General features: G+C 70.2%; 15 protein-coding genes and 1 tRNA gene. 11 read left to right on the top strand and 5 right to left on the bottom strand.

Annotated features, from left to right (window positions below; genetic code table 11):
- Positions 1–41: 41 nt before the first annotated feature.
- Entirely contained in the window at positions 42–1199 is a 1158-nt protein-coding gene (locus tag I004_RS0115490; protein WP_028436250.1) for an acyl-CoA dehydrogenase family protein, read from the bottom strand.
- A 145-nt stretch (positions 1200–1344) separates the two neighbouring features.
- On the bottom strand, positions 1345–2019 hold the full coding sequence (locus tag I004_RS34125) for an SACE_7040 family transcriptional regulator (protein WP_078511241.1): 675 nt from the start codon (positions 2017–2019) through the stop codon (positions 1345–1347).
- 207 nt (positions 2020–2226) lie between these two features.
- On the opposite strand from I004_RS34125, the gene I004_RS0115480 reads away from it, so the two are divergent.
- From I004_RS0115480 to I004_RS0115465, 4 genes are read left to right on the top strand one after another with little or no spacing between them, the layout of a single operon-like run.
- On the top strand, positions 2227–3981 hold the full coding sequence (locus tag I004_RS0115480) for a carboxyl transferase domain-containing protein (protein ID WP_486580011.1): 1755 nt from the start codon (positions 2227–2229) through the stop codon (positions 3979–3981).
- A gap of 32 nt (positions 3982–4013) precedes the next feature.
- Positions 4014–6146: an ATP-binding protein gene (locus I004_RS0115475; RefSeq protein ID WP_028436248.1), complete on the top strand. Its 2133-nt coding sequence runs from the start codon at positions 4014–4016 to the stop codon at positions 6144–6146.
- Positions 6147–6160: 14 nt separating this feature from the next.
- Complete coding sequence (locus tag I004_RS0115470) at positions 6161–7123, top strand: hydroxymethylglutaryl-CoA lyase (RefSeq protein WP_037976433.1); 963 nt, start codon at positions 6161–6163, stop codon at positions 7121–7123.
- Between the two features lie 2 nt (positions 7124–7125).
- Entirely contained in the window at positions 7126–8283 is a 1158-nt protein-coding gene (locus I004_RS0115465; protein ID WP_028436246.1) for an acyl-CoA dehydrogenase family protein, read from the top strand.
- Between the two features lie 220 nt (positions 8284–8503).
- Here I004_RS0115465 and I004_RS0115460 read toward each other — a convergent pair whose 3' ends face one another.
- A complete protein-coding gene (locus I004_RS0115460) occupies positions 8504–10117 on the bottom strand; it encodes a beta-N-acetylhexosaminidase (RefSeq protein ID WP_486580018.1) in 1614 nt (537 codons plus the stop codon).
- Between the two features lie 326 nt (positions 10118–10443).
- Here I004_RS0115460 and I004_RS0115455 point away from each other — a divergent pair, with 326 nt between their 5' ends.
- Together I004_RS0115455 and glmS are read left to right on the top strand one after the other, a co-directional pair.
- A complete protein-coding gene (locus tag I004_RS0115455) occupies positions 10444–10722 on the top strand; it encodes a hypothetical protein (RefSeq protein ID WP_028436244.1) in 279 nt (92 codons plus the stop codon).
- A gap of 140 nt (positions 10723–10862) precedes the next feature.
- Positions 10863–12689 carry a glutamine--fructose-6-phosphate transaminase (isomerizing) gene (glmS, locus tag I004_RS0115450; protein WP_028436243.1) on the top strand — a complete coding sequence of 609 codons (1827 nt, stop codon included), beginning with the start codon at positions 10863–10865 and terminating at the stop codon, positions 12687–12689.
- Positions 12690–12979: 290 nt separating this feature from the next.
- On the opposite strand, the gene I004_RS0115445 is transcribed toward glmS, so the two are convergent.
- On the bottom strand, positions 12980–13501 hold the full coding sequence (locus I004_RS0115445) for a universal stress protein (protein ID WP_028436242.1): 522 nt from the start codon (positions 13499–13501) through the stop codon (positions 12980–12982).
- A 329-nt stretch (positions 13502–13830) separates the two neighbouring features.
- Between I004_RS0115445 and I004_RS34120 the strand changes: the two genes are divergently transcribed.
- The 5 genes from I004_RS34120 to I004_RS34115 all read left to right on the top strand — a co-directional run bounded on the left by I004_RS34120 (position 13831) and on the right by I004_RS34115 (position 17776).
- Positions 13831–14250, top strand: a complete 420-nt coding sequence (locus I004_RS34120; RefSeq protein WP_199779398.1) for a hypothetical protein — start codon at positions 13831–13833, stop codon at positions 14248–14250.
- 403 nt (positions 14251–14653) lie between these two features.
- A complete protein-coding gene (locus I004_RS0115435) occupies positions 14654–15985 on the top strand; it encodes a helix-turn-helix domain-containing protein (protein ID WP_028436241.1) in 1332 nt (443 codons plus the stop codon).
- A gap of 24 nt (positions 15986–16009) precedes the next feature.
- Positions 16010–16615 (top strand): oligoribonuclease, encoded by a 606-nt coding sequence (gene orn / locus I004_RS0115430; RefSeq protein WP_028436240.1) that lies wholly within the window; start codon positions 16010–16012, stop codon positions 16613–16615.
- Between the two features lie 132 nt (positions 16616–16747).
- Positions 16748–16820, top strand: a tRNA-His gene (locus tag I004_RS0115425).
- A 248-nt stretch (positions 16821–17068) separates the two neighbouring features.
- Positions 17069–17776, top strand: coding sequence for a DUF6069 family protein (locus tag I004_RS34115; protein WP_078511239.1), 708 nt, complete (start codon positions 17069–17071; stop codon positions 17774–17776).
- Positions 17777–17866: 90 nt separating this feature from the next.
- On the opposite strand, the gene I004_RS37565 is transcribed toward I004_RS34115, so the two are convergent.
- The gene (locus I004_RS37565; RefSeq protein WP_078511237.1) at positions 17867–18475 is read right to left on the bottom strand and encodes a M23 family metallopeptidase; all 609 of its coding nucleotides are present in this window, start codon (positions 18473–18475) and stop codon (positions 17867–17869) included.
- Between the last annotated feature and the right edge of the window lie 248 nt (positions 18476–18723).

The raw sequence follows: 18723 nt of genomic DNA, 5'->3' as shown, positions 1-18723 counted from the left end.
GTTCCGGATCACATCCGCAGGACGTGCTCCCGGGCGCACCGTCACAGCCCCATCGACTTGGCCACGATCGAGCGCATGACCTCGCTGGTGCCGCCGTAGATGCGTGAGACGCGGGTGTCGGCGTACAGATTGGCGATCGGGTACTCGAGCATGTAGCCGTAACCGCCGTGCAGCTGCAGGCACTTGTCGATGACCCGGGCAGCCAGCTCCGTGGTGAACAGCTTCGCCGATGCGGCGTCGGCCGCCGTCAACTCGTCCGCGTCCAGCGCTTCCAGGGCGCGGTCGCACACCGCCTGCATGGCATCGACGTCGGCCTTGCAGTCGGCCAGCACGAACTTGGTGTTCTGGAACGAGGCCACCTCGCGGCCGAAGACGGTCCGCTCGTTCACGTACTCGTGCGCGAACCGCACGGCGGCCGACGACATGGCGTACGCGCCGATGGCTATGCCCAGCCGCTCCTGCGGCAGGTTGTGCGTGAGGTACGTGAACGCCTTGCCAGGCTCCCCGAGCATGTCCTCGACGGGCACCTTGACGTCGGTGAAGGAGAGTTCGGCGGTGTCGGACGAGCGCAGACCGAGCTTGTCGAGTTTCCTGCCGACGGCGTAGCCCTCGCTCTTGGCGTCGACGACGAGGATGGAGATGCCGCCGCGCCGGTCCTCGGGGTCGGCGGGCGAGGTACGGCAGCACACCAGGACGCGGTCGGCCTGGACCCCGCCGGTGATGAAGGTCTTGGCGCCGTTGAGCACATAGTGCTTGCCGTCCGACGACAGCCTGGCCGTGGTCTTCATGCCCGCGAGGTCGGAGCCTGTGCCGGGCTCCGTCATGGCGATGGCGGTCATCATGTCGCCGGACACGAAGGAGGGCAGCCAGCGCTGCTTCTGCTCCTCGGAGCCGTACTTGAGTATGTAGGGCAGGCACAGCGCGGTGTGCACGCTGGAGCCGCCGAAGCTGACGCCGGCCCGCGCGCACTCCTCGGTGACCACCGCGTTGAACTTGAAGCTCTTTTCGCCCGCGCCGCCGTACTCCTCCGGGACCTCGATGCCGAAGACGCCCAGCTCACCGAGCTTCTTGTAGAAGCTCCGCGGGACGTAGCCCTGTTCGGCCCATTCCGGATAGTGGGGTACGACCTCGGCCTGGATGAAATCCCGGATGGTCTGACGGAACGCCTCGTGGTCCTCGCCGAATACCGTGCGTCGCACTGGCACGCCTCCTCATGTCCCGCTCTCTCGCGCACCGGGCCGAAACAGAGCCCGTACGGGCGGCCAGGCACCGGGCAGGATGCATGCGCGTACGGACGTGACTCAGCTTGGGCTAAGCGCTTGCTCAGTCAAAGCTACCCACGGGTCAGCTGCGCTGTCCAGAGGTGGTACCAGCGGTGGTGCCCACTGATCCGGCACGCATGCGCCCCGGTTCCGCTTCGGCGGGAGCCGCGGCAAGGGCGCCCCGCGCGAGCCGGTGCAGCAGCGCGGCCGTGGTCTCGCGGTCGGGCAGGGCGGACGAACCGCTCAGATGGGGCGTGGAGTTGAGCAGACCGAAGACGGTGTGCACCGCGACGCGTGCCTCGAGCGACGTCAGCTCCGGGTAGATGGCCCGCACGGCGTCCACCCACAGCTCGACGTACTGCCGCTGGAGCTTGCGCACCTGCTTGCGGTCGCTCTCACGCAGCCTGTCCAGCTCGCGGTCGTGGAGCGTGATCAGCGAACGGTCGTCGAGCGCGAAGTCGATGTGCCCGGCGATCAGCGCGTCCAGGGCCGCCTCCGGGGCGAGCCCCGCAGCGGCCGACTCCTCCACCCGCATGCGGCCGCCCTCGTGCAGCCGCTCGCTGATGCCGACGAGGAGTTCGGCGAGCATCGCGTCCTTGCCCGCGAAGTGGCGGTAGAGACCGGGGCCGCTGATCCCGACCGCTGCTCCTATCTCGTCGACGCCGACGCCGTGGAAGCCGCGCTCGGCGAAGAGACGGGCGGCCTCGCGCAGGATCTGCTCGCGGCGGGTGGGGGTGGGCCCCGTCTGCGTGCTCATGAATCCATTCTAGACAGGAGGGTTAGCGAGCGTTAACCTTGAGGACGGTGGTTAATGGACGTTAACCGCTGATGAGCAGTCGTGGATCACAGTCGCCGAGCGCGACACCGGGCACAGATCGGCCACCGCTTCGACCACCGCCGCCGGCACCCGTGGCGGGCGGACGGTCGTGATGAACCGGGGTGCTCCGCGAAACGGGCCGGAGTCATGGGCAGCCGCAGCAGTCATGAGCAGAGGGCGAGGGGGCGCGAGGTGAGGCACGAGCAGCCGCAGTCGGCACCGGGGCGGGCAGCTGTCCCGCAGGCCGGGGGGATTCCCCCGAGCCAGGCCGGAGGGCCGGGGCCGGCGCTGGTCAGCAGCATCGACCCGGCGTCCGACGCCTGCCGCACGAACGAGGCCGCGCACCGGGAGCTGGCCTCACAGCTGCGGGAGAGGCTGGCCGCCGCCAGGCTGGGCGGCGGCGAGCGCGCCCGCGCGCGTCACACGGAGCGGGGCAAGCTCCTTCCGCGCGACCGGGTGGACGCGCTGCTCGACCCGGGCTCCCCCTTCCTCGAGATCGCCCCCCTCGCGGCCGAGGGGATGTACGGCGGTGCGGCACCGGCGGCGGGCGTGATCGCGGGCATCGGAAGGGTCTCGGGGCGCGAGGTGGTCGTCGTCGCCAACGACGCCACGGTCAAGGGCGGCACCTATTACCCGATGACGGTGAAGAAGCATCTGCGCGCCCAGGAGATCGCCCTGGAGAACGGGCTTCCGTGCGTCTATCTGGTCGACTCGGGCGGCGCGTTCCTCCCTATGCAGGACGACGTCTTCCCCGACCGCGAGCACTTCGGGCGGATCTTCTACAACCAGGCGCGCATGTCGGGTGCGGGCATCCCGCAGATCGCGGCGGTGCTCGGCTCGTGCACGGCGGGCGGCGCCTACGTACCCGCGATGAGCGACGAAGCGGTGATCGTGCGCGGTCAGGGCACGATCTTCCTCGGCGGTCCGCCGCTGGTGAAGGCGGCCACGGGCGAGGTCGTCACCGCCGAGGAGCTGGGCGGCGGCGAGGTCCACAGCCGGGTCTCCGGTGTCACGGACCATCTCGCCGAGGACGACGCGCATGCGCTGCGCATCGTGCGGCGCATCGCGGACACCCTGCCCGAGCGAGGCCCGCTGCCCTGGTCCGTGCGGGCGTCGGAGCCGCCTTCCGTCGACCCTTCGGGGCTCTACAGCGCGGTGCCCGTCGACTCACGCACGCCCTACGACGTGCGCGAGGTGATCGCCCGTGTGGTCGACGGCTCCCGGTTCCAGGAGTTCAAGGCCGAGTTCGGCACGACGCTGGTCACGGGGTTCGCGCGGATCCACGGCCATCCGGTCGGCATCGTCGCCAACAACGGCATCCTCTTCTCCGAATCGGCCCAGAAGGGCGCCCACTTCATCGAGCTGTGCGACCAGCGCGGCATCCCCCTCCTCTTCCTGCAGAACATCTCCGGCTTCATGGTCGGGCGCGACTACGAGGCGGGCGGTATCGCCAAGCACGGCGCGAAGATGGTGACGGCCGTGGCGTGCACGAGGGTGCCGAAGCTGACGGTGGTCGTGGGCGGTTCGTACGGCGCGGGGAACTACTCGATGTGCGGCCGTGCCTACAGCCCCCGCTTCCTGTGGATGTGGCCGAACGCGAAGATCTCCGTGATGGGCGGCGAGCAGGCCGCCGCCGTCCTGGCGACCGTCAAGCGCGACCAGATGGAGGCGCGCGGCGAGGAGTGGAGCGCCGAGGAGGAGGCGGAGTTCCGCGACCCTGTGCGTGCCCAGTACGAGGAGCAGGGCAACGCCTACTACGCGACGGCGCGGCTCTGGGACGACGGCGTGATCGACCCGCTGGAGACACGGACCGTGCTGGGCCTCGCGCTCACCGCGTGCGCCAACGCACCGCTGCCGGCGAAGGATTCCGGGGAGCCGGGCTTCGGCGTCTTCCGTATGTGAGGGGCTGCATCGTGAGGATGGGGACTGTGACGATGTTCGACAGCGTGCTGGTTGCCAACCGCGGCGAGATCGCGGTGCGGGTGATCCGCACCCTGCGGCAGCTGGGCATCACTTCCGTCGCCGTATACAGCGACGGAGACGCCGCAGCACGCCATGTCCGGGAGGCGGACAAGGCGGTGCGTATCGGCCCGGCGCAGGCCGCCGCCAGCTATCTGTCTCCGGAGCGGCTGCTGGAGGCCGCGGAGCGCAGCGGCGCCCAGGCGGTCCACCCGGGCTACGGCTTCCTTGCGGAGAACGCGCCGTTCGCGCAGGCCTGTTCGGAGGCCGGGCTTGTCTTCGTGGGCCCGCCCGCGACGGCAATCGATCTGATGGGCGACAAGATCCGCGCCAAGGAGACGGTGCGGGCTGCGGGCGTCCCCGTCGTGCCGGGCTCGTCCGGATCGGGTCTCGACGACTCCGAACTGGCCGCCGCTGCACGGGAGATCGGCATGCCTGTGCTGCTGAAGCCGTCCGCCGGGGGCGGCGGCAAGGGCATGCGGCTGGTGCGGGACGAGGCGGCGCTGGCGGAGGAGATCGCGGCGGCGAGGCGTGAGGCCCTCGGGTCCTTCGGCGACGACACGCTGCTGGTGGAGCGCTGGATCGACTCGCCGCGCCACATCGAGATCCAGGTCCTCGCGGACGGGCACGGCAACGTGGTGCACCTGGGCGAGCGCGAATGCTCCCTCCAGCGGCGCCACCAGAAGATCATCGAAGAGGCGCCGAGCCCGCTGCTCGACGAGGCGACGCGCACGGCGATGGGCAAAGCCGCCGTGGAGGCCGCCCGCTCCTGCGGGTACCGGGGCGCCGGCACGGTGGAGTTCATCGTTCCGGGCGGCGAGCAGGCGCCGCGGGACGGCGGCACCCCGCGTCCGTACTACTTCATGGAGATGAACACCCGTCTCCAGGTCGAGCATCCCGTGACGGAAATGATCACGGGCGTGGACCTGGTCGAGTGGCAGCTGCGGGTCGCGGCAGGAGAGCAACTGCCCTTCGGCCAGGCCGGCATCGGCCTCAGTGGCCACGCGGTCGAGGCGCGCATCTGCGCCGAGACGGCCCTCGTCCAGGCCGCCCCGGGCGGAGCCGGCAGCGCCTCCGGTCCGGACGGCGGCAGGGTGGATTTCCTGCCCTCGGCGGGCACGGTGCTGCTGCTCCGGGAGGCGGAAGGCCTGGGCGTACGCACGGACTCGGGGCTGCTGCCCGGCACCGAGGTGGGCACGACGTACGACCCGATGCTGGCCAAGGTCATCGCCCACGGTCCGGACCGGCCCACCGCGCTGCGCAGGCTGCGCGCCGCGCTCGCCGAGACGACGGTGCTCGGCGTGGAGACCAACACGGGCTTCCTTCGACGGCTGCTGGGGCACCCCGACGTGGCCGCGGGCGCTCTCGACACCGGTCTGGTGGACCGCGCCGCGGCCTCGCTGGTGCCGCGGCACATTCCCGAAGAGGTCTACGCAGCGGCCGCGTTGCTGCGCCAGGCGGCGCTCGAGCCACGAGAAGCAGCGTCGGGATGGACCGACCCGTTCTCGATGCCCTCGGGGTGGCGCCTCGGCGGTGAACCGGCCTGGACCGTGCACCACTTGAAGGTGCCCGGGCACGACCCGGTTGTCGTCCGCGTCGGGGGCCACTCCCCCGCGAGCAGTCCCGACGACGTGCAGGTCCGTGTCGGTGACGGCGAGGCCCGCGCGGCCCGGCTGCGCGAAGGCGCCGGAACACACGGGCTGCTCGTCGAGTGGGGCGGGATCACCTTCCAACTGGCCCACGTCCCCTCCGGGTCGGGCCACTGGCTGGGCCGGGACGGAGACAGCTGGCACGTACAGGACCACGACCCGGTGGCGGCCGCCCTCCGCGGCGGTGCGGGAGCTCACGGCGCCGACGCCCTGACGGCACCCATGCCCGGCACGGTCACGGTGGTCAAGGCCGCCGCCGGCGACAAGGTCACCGCGGGACAGAGCCTGCTCGTCGTGGAGGCGATGAAGATGGAGCACGTCATCACCGCCCCCTACGACGGCACGGTCACCGAGCTGGACGTCACGGCGGGAAGCACCGTGGCCATGGATCAGGTGCTCGCCGTCGTGGAGCCGCATCCCGCGGCGGACGGCGCCGAGGAGAAGGAGGCAGAGGCGTGATCGAGGGCCTTCCCATGCGTTTCGGCGACGACGGGCTTCCACCGCGGGTGCGGATCCACGAGGTGGGACCGCGGGACGGCTTGCAGAACGAGCAGGCGACGGTCCCCGTCGAGGTGAAGTCCGAGTTCATCCACCGGCTGCGCGAGGCCGGACTGGAGACCATCGAGGCGACGAGCTTCGTGCACCCCAAGTGGGTCCCCCAACTCGCCGACGCCGAAGAGCTGATGCCGCTGCTCGCGGACCTCCCGGGGGACGTCCGGCTGCCGGTCCTGGTACCCAACGCACGCGGCCTGGACCGCGCCGTCGCCCACGGCTGCCGGCACATCGCCGTGTTCGCGAGCGCCACCGAGTCCTTCGCCAGGGCCAACCTCAACCGGTCCCTGGACGAATCCCTGGCGATGTTCGAGCCGGTGGTCACGCGGGCCAAGGCAGAGGATCAGTGGGTCCGCGGCTATGTCTCCATGTGCTTCGGCGACCCGTGGGAGGGCCCCGTCCCGCCCGCTCAGGTGGTCAAGGTCTGCCGTGCGCTCCTCGACATGGGCTGTGACGAGCTGAGCCTGGGCGACACCATCGGCGTCGCCACACCGGGTCATGTCACAGCGCTGGTCGGCGAGTTGACCGCCGCCGGAGTGCCCGCGGCCCGGATCGCGGTCCACTTCCACGACACCTACGGCCAGGCGCTGTCCAACACGCTCACCGCGCTGCGGCACGGGGTGACCACCGTCGACGCCTCCGCGGGCGGCCTCGGCGGCTGCCCCTACGCCAAGAGCGCCACCGGCAATCTCGCCACCGAGGATCTCGTCTGGATGCTGCAGGGCCTGGGCATCGAGACCGGGGTCGATCTCGCCCGTCTGACGGCCACGAGCGGCTGGATGGCGGACCGGCTGGGCCGCCCCAGCCCCTCACGCACCGTGCGAGCGCTCACCGGCGCGGACACCGGTGCCGGCTCCCACCCGAACTCCCACAAGGAGCAGTGACCATGTCTCTCGACCACCGCCTCTCCTCCGAGCACGAGGAACTCCGCCGCACCGTCGAGGAGTTCGCGCAGAAGGTTGTCGCCCCGAAGATCGGTGAGTTCTACGAGCGGCACGAGTTCCCGTACGAGATCGTGCGCCAGATGGGCGAGATGGGCCTGTTCGGGCTGCCCTTCCCCGAGGAGTACGGCGGCATGGGCGGCGACTATCTCGCGCTCTGCCTTGCCCTGGAGGAGCTGGCCAGAGTCGACTCCTCGGTGGCCATCACCCTGGAGGCAGCCGTCTCCCTCGGCGCGATGCCCATCTTCCGCTTCGGCACCGAGGAGCAGAAGCGCGAGTGGCTGCCGCGTCTGTGCTCCGGCGAGATCATGGGCGCCTTCGGCCTGACCGAACCGGACTTCGGCTCCGACGCGGGCGGTACGCGCACCACCGCCGAGCGCGACGGGGACGAGTGGGTGATCAACGGCACGAAGAGCTTCATCACCAACTCCGGTACGGACATCACCGGTCTGGTCACCGTCACCGCCGTCACCGGCCGCAAGGACGACGGCGCTCCCCTCATTTCGAGCTTCATCGTGCCCTCCGGCACCCCCGGTTTCACGGTCGCCGCCCCGTACTCGAAGGTCGGCTGGAACGCGTCGGACACCCGCGAACTCTCCTTCTCCGACGTGCGCGTCCCGGCAGCGAACCTGGTCGGTGAAGAGGGCCGCGGCTACGCCCAGTTCCTGCGGATCCTCGACGAGGGCCGCATCGCGATCTCCGCACTGGCCACGGGCCTCGCGCAGGGCTGCGTCGACGAATCCGTCGCGTACGCCAACAGCCGGCACGCCTTCGGCAAGCCGATCGGCGCCAACCAGGCCATCCAGTTCAAGCTGGCCGACATGGAGATGCGGGCGCACACGGCGCGGATCTCCTGGCGCGACGCCGCGTCCCGCCTGATTCTCGGCGAGCCGTTCAAGAAGCAGGCGGCGCTGGCGAAGCTGTACTCCTCCGAGATCGCCGTCACCAACGCCCGCGAGGCCACGCAGATCCACGGCGGCTACGGCTTCATGAACGAGTACCCGGTGGCCCGGATGTGGCGCGACTCGAAGATCCTGGAGATCGGCGAGGGCACCAGCGAGGTCCAGCGCATGCTGGTGGCCAGGGAGCTCGGCGTCGGATAGTCGCGGCACGGCGCCGACTGCCTGATGGTGTGGGGCAGTCGGCCGGCCCGGCGGGACGGCCGGCCGGAGCCGCCGGCCACAGGCGGGTGAGGCCGGATGCCCGAACCGCAGGGCACGCCGCGAGCGGACGTACAGACGAGGCCCGTCCCCTCTCGCACCAGGGAGAGGGGACGGGCCTCTGTCAGCAAACCGGTAAGGGGCCAGGGGCACCCGCCCCCGGTCAGTCCCCCTCGGCGGGCCAGGGCACCTGCGGCGAACGCCAGTACTCCATGCCCAACTGCTCCCAGCGCGGCCCTTGTTGTGCGAGCCGCATTCGGTAGTCGTCCCAGTCGAGCGCCGAGGCGGGCGACCAGCCCAGCTCCGCGATCCCCGGAAGACGCGGGAAGGCCATGAACTCGATGTGCTCGCTCTTCTCCAGCGTCTCCGACCACAGCGGCGCTTCGACTCCCATCACGGCGTCTGCGGGCGCGCCCTGGATGTAGCTGCCGGGCTCCCAGTCGTAGGACTGCTCCGCCTCCACGTAGCCGGCCCAGTGCAGCCCCAGCGGAGTGTCCTTGTTGTACTGCATGTCGAGGTAGGCGCGGTTGGCCGGGGAGAGGATCAGCTGCGTCCCCTTCTTCGCGGCCTCCACCACCTCGGGCTCGTCGGCCGCGCCGCTCGTCCCCCAGTACTGCGCCACAGCACCCTTGGCGGGCTTCGCACCGGTGAGCTGGTGCCAGCCGATCACGGTCTTCCCGTACTTCGCGACGATCTTCTGCGCCCGCTCCATGAAGGCGACGTAGTCCTCGTGGCTGGTCGAGTGCGCCTCGTCCCCGCCGATGTGGAGATACCGGCCGGGAGTCATCGCGGCCAGCTCACGCACCACGTCGTCGACGAAGTCGTACGTCACATCGAGCGGCACGCACAGCGAGCTGAAGCCGACCTCGGTGCCGGTGTAGCGGGGCGGCGCGACGCCGTCGCAGTTGAGTTCGGCATACGAGGCGAGCGCCGCGTTGGTGTGCCCGGGCATGTCGATCTCGGGCACGACGGTCATCTCGTGCTCGCCGGCGTACCGCAGGATCTCCCGGTAGTCGGCCTTGGTGTAGAAGCCGCCGGGGCCGCCGCCCACCTCGGTCCCGCCGCCGTAGGTCGCCAGCCGCGGCCAGGAGTCGATGGCGATGCGCCACCCCTGGTCGTCGGAGAGATGCAGATGCAGCTTGTTGATCTTGTACATGGCCAGCTGGTCGACGTAGCGCTTGACCTCGTCGACACTGAAGAAGTGCCGGGAGACGTCGAGCATCGCGCCGCGGTAGGCGTAGCGCGGCTTGTCGGTGACGGTCCCGCCGGCCACCTGCCACGGGCCGGGCTGCTCTGTGCGCGACTCGATCTGCGGGGGCAGCAGTTGACGCAGTGTCTGCATGCCGTGGAAGAGGCCCGCACCGGTGGGCGCTGACATCACGGCCGCCCGCGGTGAGACCTGAAGCCGGTAACCCTCCGCGCCCAGTTCGGACTTGCCCGACTTCCCGCCGCCGAGGCGCAGTTGGATGCCGTCGCTGCCGGGCCGCGCCGTGACGGGCAGTCGGTATCCGGTGGACGGCCGCAGCAGCGCGGCGAGTTGCTCCCCGACGCGGCGGGCCTCGCCGGAGGAGCCGGTCACGCGGATCACGGTCCGCTCCGTGACGGTGAAGGGCCCGCCGCCCTCCTGTACCGATTCCGGCGCCGGCACCACCTGGTTCAGCGGTGTGGGCTGCCGCGCCTGACGTCCTGAGTCGTCGTCGGCGGCCGCGGCGGGGGTGGTGAGGGATGCGGGAAGGACGGTTGCGAGGAGAGCGGCGCACAGCAGCAGCGGCCGGATTCGTCTCACGAGCGGTCCCTTCGGTGGGCGTCGTGCATGGGGGCGCACGCAGCGTCACTGCGTGGCCATGGCTTGAGCGTGGAGCAGACGAACGGACACACGTGTATCGCGCCGCTCACGCCGGGTCAAGGTGTAGACCACTCGCCGTCAGCCGCTCGCGGCCCTTCCGCACCCCCTCAGCTGCGGCGCTTCGTGACGCGCTCCGTGACACCGGGCAGGCTCCGCGAGGTGTGGGGTGTGCATCACACACAGTTATTCAGAGCGACACGTGCCCGATATCGGGCAGGTTTCTTGCGTTCATCGCGCCGAGCCCGCAATATCAAAGGGTGCTGGAAGTGCGTACGCCGGTCCACGACGACCTCATCGACCATCTGGTCCGCACGACACCGCTCCACCGCGGTGAGGCGGCCCGGATCGTCATGGACGTCCTTGCGTACTTCGACGAGTCGACCGAGGAGTTCGTACGCCGACGCCACCGCGAGCTGCAGTCCCGAGGACAGAACAACACGCAGATCTTCGCCCGCATCTCGTCCGAGCTGCCGCACCGCGCGGTGGCACCCCCGGATCTCTCGCTGCGGCAACTGCGCCGCATCGTCTACGGATGACGCACGACGGCGGCTGTCGCCGCACACGGATGACGGCCCGCGACTGACGGACGCGACCGGCGACCGAAGCCCGGCACACGACAACACGACGACCAGCCCACCACCAAGTGGAAACCGACGAGGGAGAGGCAACAGCCAATATGTGCGGAATCGTGGGATATATCGGCCAACGCGAAGTTGCCCCGCTCCTGCTGGAGGGCCTGCAGCGGCTGGAGTACCGGGGATACGACTCCGCCGGCATCGCCATCCACAGCAGCGGCACGGGCAAGAACTCGGGCCTGAAGACGGCCAAGACCAAGGGCCGCGTCCGGGACCTGGAGGAGCGCGTACCGACCCGCTTCGCAGGCACCACCGGCATCGCACACACCCGCTGGGCCACGCACGGCGCCCCCAACGACGTCAACGCCCACCCGCACCTCGACGCGGACGAGAAGGTCGCCGTCGTCCACAACGGCATCATCGACAACGCCTCTGAACTGCGCGCCAAACTCACCGCCGACGGCATCACGTTCGTCTCCGAGACCGACACCGAGGTCCTCTGCCACCTCATCGCCCGCGCACAGGCCGAACGCCTCGAGGCCAAGGTCCAGGAAGCACTGCGCATGGTCGAGGGCACCTACGGGATCGCCGTGCTGCACGCCGACTTCCCCGACCGCATCGTGGTGGCACGCAACGGCTCGCCCGTCGTGCTGGGCATCGGCGAGCACGAGATGTTCGTCGCCTCCGACGTCGCCGCGCTCGTCTCCCACACCCGCCAGGTCGTCACCCTGGACGACGGCGAGATGGCCACGATCAAGGCCGACGACTACCGCACGTACACCACCGAGGGCTCCCGCACCTCGACCTCGCCCGAGACGGTGGAGTGGGCCGCCGAGTCCTACGACATGGGCGGCCACGACACCTACATGCACAAGGAGATCGCCGAGCAGGCCGACGCGGTCGACCGGGTGCTGCGCGGCCGCATCGACGAGCGCTTCGCGACGGTCCACCTCGGGGGCCTCAATCTCGACGCCCGCGAGGCCCGGAGCATGCGCCGCGTGAAGATCCTCGGCTGCGGCTCCGCCTACCACGCGGGCATGATCGGCGCCCAGATGATCGAGGAGCTGGCGCGCGTACCCGCCGACGCGGAGCCCGCCAGCGAGTTCCGCTACCGCAACGCGGTCGTCGACCCGGACACCCTCTACATCGCGGTCAGCCAGTCCGGCGAGACCTACGACACCCTCGCCGCCGTGCAGGAGCTCAAGCGCAAGGGCGCACGCGTGCTGGGCGTGGTCAACGTCGTCGGCTCCGCGATCGCGCGCGAGACGGACGGCGGGGTGTACGTGCACGCGGGGCCCGAGGTCTGCGTCGTGTCCACCAAGTGCTTCACCAACACCGCGGTCGCGTTCGCGCTGCTCGCCCTGCACCTCGGCCGCATCCGCGACCTGTCGGTGGCCGACGGGAAGCGGATCATCGCCGGACTGCGGCGCCTCCCCGGGCAGATCGACGAGATCATGCGCACGGAGGACGACATCAAGAAGCTCGCGGAGGACTACGCACATGCGAAGAGCATGATGTTCGTCGGCCGCGTGCGGGGCTACCCCGTCGCCCGCGAGGCGTCCCTGAAGCTGAAGGAGGTCTCGTACATCCACGCCGAGGCCTACCCGGCCTCCGAGCTCAAGCACGGGCCGCTCGCGCTGATCGAACCCGCCGTGCCGACGGTGGCGATCCTCCCGAACGACGAACTGCTCGACAAGAACCGGGCGACGCTGGAGGAGATCAAGGCCCGCAGCGGCAAGATCCTCGCGGTGGCGCACCAGGAGCAGGAGAAGGCGGACCACACGATCGTCGTGCCGCGCAACGAGGTCGAGCTGGACCCGGTGCTGATGGGTATTCCGCTGCAACTGCTCGCCTACCACACGGCATTGGCGCTCGGCCGTGACATCGACAAGCCCCGCAACCTGGCGAAGTCCGTCACCGTCGAGTAGCGGCGGCGCACACACACGACAGCGGTGGGCGGAATCCCGCGCGGGCCACCAACCACGCGGGATTCCGCCTCCCCTTGCCGGCGTCGCCCATAACGCCGGCAGGTTGCCGTCCCACGGGACCGTCACCTCCCGTGCGACAGCACGCTGTTCATGTGTGCAGTGACTCGTGCCCCCTATATGCCCCTCACAAGCGCACAATCCACATCCCGAGTTGAGAAGATTCAGCGCCGGACAAAAAATGAACTCGCGCCGCACAGGGGACGATTGGGCACCCACAGGCAGAGAAGCCGTTACGGAATCACCACGACGGGACGTTCGGCCCGCCGAGCCAGCCGCCCGGCCACCGAGCCGAAGATCCGCCCCGCGAGACCGTGCGTCGAACCGACGACGATGGCGTCGGCCTCGTACTCGTGCCCGACCTCTTCGAGTTCGTGGCAGATGTCGCCGCCCCGCTCGACGAGGATCCACGGAACCTCCGACAGGTGCTCCGCACAAGCGAGTTCGAGGCCGAGCACCTCCGTGCGATGGTCCGGCACATCCACGAAGACGGGCGGCTCGCACCCCGCCCAGACCGTCGTCGGCAGCCTGTTGGCCACGTGGACGATGATCAGGCCCGAGCCGGACCTGTAGGCCATCCCGATCGCATAAGCCAGGGCACGTTCACTGGACATGGACCCGTCGAAGCCCACCACGACGCCGTGCTGGAAGGCGGGGTCGCACGAGTGGCGTGCTTCTTCCACCGCTTCATCGGTCGCACTGTGATCTGCGACCTGCTTGCGGTCCGCTGGTTCGGGGATCTCGTGTCCGGCCATCTGTGTCTCGGCGAAAGGAGTCCTCTGTGCGGAGGGAGCGGCGGTTGACTGTGAGCTTCCGTACGGGGACGGGGATGCCGAGGGGCGCTGAGCACCCGGAAAGATCCGGCCAAAGGTTCGCCCCAAGGCCCCTCTCCAGCCTCTTACCCGTAAGGGTACGACCAGACTCCCCCCTTGCCCAGGGGCGCTGGGAGGCACCGGCCGCGACTGGCTGACCCCGGAGCATGCCTGAGGGAGCAGCGTCACGCAACGCCCCGTCCCGCCCCTTACGCACAACAAGCATCCGGACACGTTGAGTTACACCCCGGCGCACTCCGCGTTATCCCTGCGTGCCCACTCAGACTCACCGACAAGGCGGAAACCGCCGACTTCCGTCCACAGCGCTCCGATTCGATTTCCGCGCGTACCAGAACGACGACGAGCACGACCCCGAGGCGGAGTCCGCGGCCCGCGCCTCCGCCGCTGCCGCCGGGCTCGTCCGCTGGGGCGCGTTCAGCTGTGCGCTGGTCCCGCTGACGCTGCTGACCTGCGACGTTCCGCTCCCCACGGCCCTGGGCGTGGCCGCCGGGCTCACCGTCGTCACGGTCGCGTGCGGGGTGCTTCTGCGCCTCTCCGGGTACGCGCACGCGCAGCGGGGCCCCGGCCGTTTCACCAGCGGCGGACCGGGCCCTCACCGTGGCCGTCACAGCCGCACCGGTACGGGACTGCACAGGGGCGGACGGTACTGGGGAACCCCGGGTCAGCCGTAGCGGCCGAATTCACACCGGCGTACGCCGGTTCACGGGGGCGTAGGTTTGAGGTGTGTCCGAATCCCACGTGCGTCCCCCGTGTTTTTCGGCCAAATTTGTTCCTGGTCACGGCAGTTGAGACGGCAACTTCACCACCCCTCGCCACCTGCGAGGAAAGGACCGACGGGCACGTGTGGCTCATACGGCGGCGGGGCAGGGACGGCATGCGCACTTCCCAGTGGCGTCACCGAATGGAACGCTTCGTGATCGAATGCTTCACGCCAAGTTGCCATGTCGACATAGCGTCGAGTGTCGAACTTGTCCCACCGGCCACGTCCGACACAGTAGATTCGATCTTGGCTTTCGCCGCGGGGGAAACGTGCAGGACCGAGAGGACGCGACGATTGAGGGGGGCTGACTTCCGGTGAGCGTTCCAAAGAGCCATCAGGACTCGACGAACGGCCCGGCGACGACCCGCAAGCTGGCCGCACGGCGGCGCCGAGAGATCGTGTCGGTACTGCTGTTCAGCGGAGGTCCCATCTTCGAGAGCTCCATACCGCTCTCCGTCTTCGGCATCGACCGCCAGGACGCCGGGGTCCCCCGCTATCGGCTTCTGGTGTGTGCGGGGGAGGACGGGCCGCTGCGTACGACCGGCGGGCTCCAACTGAGCGCTCCCTACGGGCTGGACGCACTGTCCCGAGCGGGCACCGTCGTCGTCCCGGCCTGGCGGTCGATCACCCAGCCGCCGCCGGCCGCGGCTCTGGACGCCCTGCGCAGGGCGCACGAGGAAGGTGCGCGCCTGGTCGGGCTGTGCACCGGGGCCTTCGTGCTCGCCGCCGCGGGGCTGCTGGACGGGCGCCCCGCCACGACGCACTGGATGTACGCGCCGACGCTCGCCAAGCGCTACCCGTCCGTCCACGTCGACCCGCGCGAGCTGTTCGTCGACGACGGCGACATCCTCACCTCCGCCGGCACCGCAGCCGGTATCGACCTGTGCCTGCACGTCGTACGCACCGACCACGGGACCGAAGCGGCCGGCGCCCTCGCCCGCCGCCTCGTGGTGCCTCCCCGACGCGGCAGCGGCACCGAGGGCGGAGCCCATTCACGCCATCTGGACAGGTCTTTACCCGAGGAAATGGGCGCGGACCCGCTCGCCGAGGTCGTCGCGTGGGCGCTGGAGCACCTTCACGAGCAGTTCGACGTGGAGACGCTGGCCGCCCGTGCGTACATGTCGCGGAGGACCTTCGACCGGCGCTTCCGCTCCCTGACGGGCAGCGCACCGCTGCAGTGGCTGATCACCCAGCGCGTACTCCAGGCGCAGCGGCTGCTGGAGACCTCCGACTACTCGGTCGACGAGGTCGCCGGGCGCTGCGGCTTCCGCTCCCCCGTCGCGCTGCGCGGCCACTTCCGGCGGCAGCTCGGCTCGTCGCCGGCCGCCTACCGGGCGGCCTACCGCATCCGGCGGCCGGAGGGCGCCAACGGGGGCAATGGTCACGGGGACGACGACGGGGGCACGGGCGGCGCTGAGGGAGGCGGACGCGGCTCCGCGATGCACCATAGCGACGCGACGGTTTCCGGCGGCGTGGGCAACGGCGGCCATCACGGAATGCTGCACTCGGCCGGCCCTTACGCCTCACGCGACCTGCGTGACGCCTCCCGCGTCCACCGCGAGTCCCGCCAGGAGGGCTCGGAGCCCGGCAAACCCGAATCGGATGCCTGGGCCCCCAGAGTGCCGGGACAGCGGGGCCGCGGCTGACAGTGTGGACGTAGGGTGAAGCGCATGAATGACCGCATGGTGTGGATCGACTGCGAGATGACGGGCCTCTCGCTGTCCGACGACGCGCTCGTGGAGGTGGCCGCTCTGGTCACCGACTCCGAGCTGAACGTACTCGGGGAGGGCGTGGACGTCGTGATCCGTCCTCCGGCACGGGCACTGGCCTCGATGCCGGAGATCGTGCGTGAGATGCACACCGCGTCGGGCCTGCTCGACGAACTCGACGACGGCACGACCCTGGCCGACGCCGAGGCGCAGGTCCTGGAGTACGTGCGGAAGTACGCGCCCGACGCGGGCAGGGCGCCGCTGTGCGGCAACTCGGTGGCCACCGACCGCGGCTTCCTCGCGCGCGACATGGCCGAACTGGAGGCCCACCTCCACTACCGCATCGTGGACGTGTCCTCGATAAAGGAGCTGGCACGCCGCTGGTACCCGCGCGCGTACTTCAACAGCCCGCCGAAGAACGGCAACCACCGCGCCCTCGCGGACATCCGCGAGTCCATCGCGGAGCTGCGCTACTACCGGGAGGCGGTCTTCGTACCCGCGCCCGGACCCGACGCGGACGGCGCGAAGAAGATCGCGGCCAAGCACGTGGTGCCGCCCGCCGCCTGAGGCCGGCGGCACGTCGGCGGCAGGGGCGGCTCGAGGCCGCGCAGGCCCGTCGGCCCCGCAGGAACCCGTGCGCGTGCACCCCGGCCGACCCTGTACACTCTTTCTCGGCCGGTCGGAAGCGCGCCGGTCGTGGTGGATGTAGCTCAGGTGGTAGAGCACCTGGTTGTGGTCCAGGATGTCGCGGGTTCAAGTCCCGTCATTCACCCTCTTTGATCAAGGCCCTCACCTGGGAAACCGGGTGGGGGTCTTTTTCGTGCGCCGTGGGAAGCCTTGTGCTTCGCCGTCGGCGCCGACGGCCCTGCGCCGGGCGGTCGTTCGGGACGGCCGGACCGGCGCCGTACGGCCGCGTGGGTGAGCCGTGCGACCGCTGGGGATGCGGCGGCCGCGGGGCGGACCGAGCCTGGTGGGAACGGACGGCGGTCCGGGGTGGCCCAGGGAGAGGACTCGATACCTATGGCAGGTCCACAAGACCCGAACGGCCCTCAGGACCCTCACAGCCCGCACGGTCGGCGCCGTGGGGACGGGGAATCAGGGCAGTCCGGCCGTGGAGGCCAGGACCCGGGGGCCGACCCGCAGGGTTCCCACGACCAGGACGGCCCGTTCGAGACCTTCGACCCGACCAGGGGCTACTACACCCCTGCCGCCCGCTACCCCGACCCGTACCGCAGTTCCGGGACGTACGTGCCCGAGAAGGGGACGAACGGCTTCGACCACGACCGTCCGCCCGGCGGCCGGGGGCACGTCAGCTTCGCGCGCCTGTGGGCGGGCGGTGTCGTCGTGGCGCTGGTGGCCGCACTCGCGGCGGCGGTCGCGCTGCTGCTCGTACGTGGCGTCCTGGACATCCCCGTCTTCGCGCCCGAGCAGGAAGGCACGATGGAGCTGACCTCCACGGGGCAGCTCGCGCTGGGCTCCGCACTCGCCGCGCTGGCGGCCACCGCCGTGCTGCATCTGCTGGTGCTCGCGACGCCGCAGCCGGGGCGCTTCCTCGGCTGGATCATCGCGCTGGGGACCGCGGCCGTGATGCTGCTGCCGTTCACCTCCGACGCGAGCTGGGAGGCGAAGGCAGGCACGGCCGGCGTCTATCTCGTGATCGGTGTCGTCATCGGCACCCTGCTGTCCACGGTCGCGCGGACCGCCACGGCCAACGGCGGCCGCCGCTGACGCCTGTGTGCGGTCGAGGCATGGCAAGGCCCTCACCGGGACGCCTCTCCGGTGAGGGCCTCATGCTGGCCCGGCGGGATGCCTCGCGGTCTACGCGATGCGGACTCCGTGCCGGGCCAGGTAGGTGACGGGGTCGACTTCGGTGCCGTAACCCCGTTCCTTGCGTACTTCGAAGTGCAGATGGGGGCCGGTCGAGCGGCCGGTGTTGCCCGATTCACCGACCACGGAGTTCGCGCGGACGACGCGCCCCGACCGGACGGTGGTCTTCGAGAGGTGTGCGTAGAGGACGTGCTTCCCGTCCTTCATATGAACGATCACGGCTGTGCCGTACGCGCCTGCCTCCCCGGCGAGTTCCACCCTGCCGGTGCCGACGGACCGCACGGGGGTGCCTATGGGGGCGGCGAAGTCGATGCCTGTGTGATGGCCGGCCGCCCACCCTCCGGGAACTCCCCACCGTTCGGATATACGGGCGGCCTTCGTTATGGGACGTGAGTAGGAGAACGCCGGCGTGCTGTGCGCATGTCGCTCGTGTCCCGGGGCCTGTCCGTGCCCGGCGCCGTCGGACGCCGGTGCCAGATTGTGGGGCCGGCTGTTCACCGACGCCGAACCGGCGAAGCCGCATATGGATACGGCTGCTGCGAGCCCGCCGGTCAATATCCTCCTGACGATGCCTGACTCTCGCCGCGTCTCAGGTGTCATACCTGGCAGCAAAAGTCACCCGCTGGGCGCCCGCACGCGGGAGTTGTCCGGAGGGGTGACGATCTCGACTCTCCGTCACCCTCTGGGGTGAGGTCAGGTGTGACAGCGGGGACGTGCCTCTGGCCCGGCCGGGGCCGCCTGGCCGTCTGGCCGGCTCGCTGACGGAGCCGGGAGAAAGAAAGAGTGGGGCGCAACGGGGTGTGGGGGGGGGAAGGCGCTGCGCCCCACTCTGATCCGGGGGCCGGCCG

The organism is Streptomyces sp. TAA486, assembly GCF_000426165.1.
Note: the sequence above shows the minus strand (reverse complement) of the source record. Positions and strands in the feature narration are given on the sequence as shown.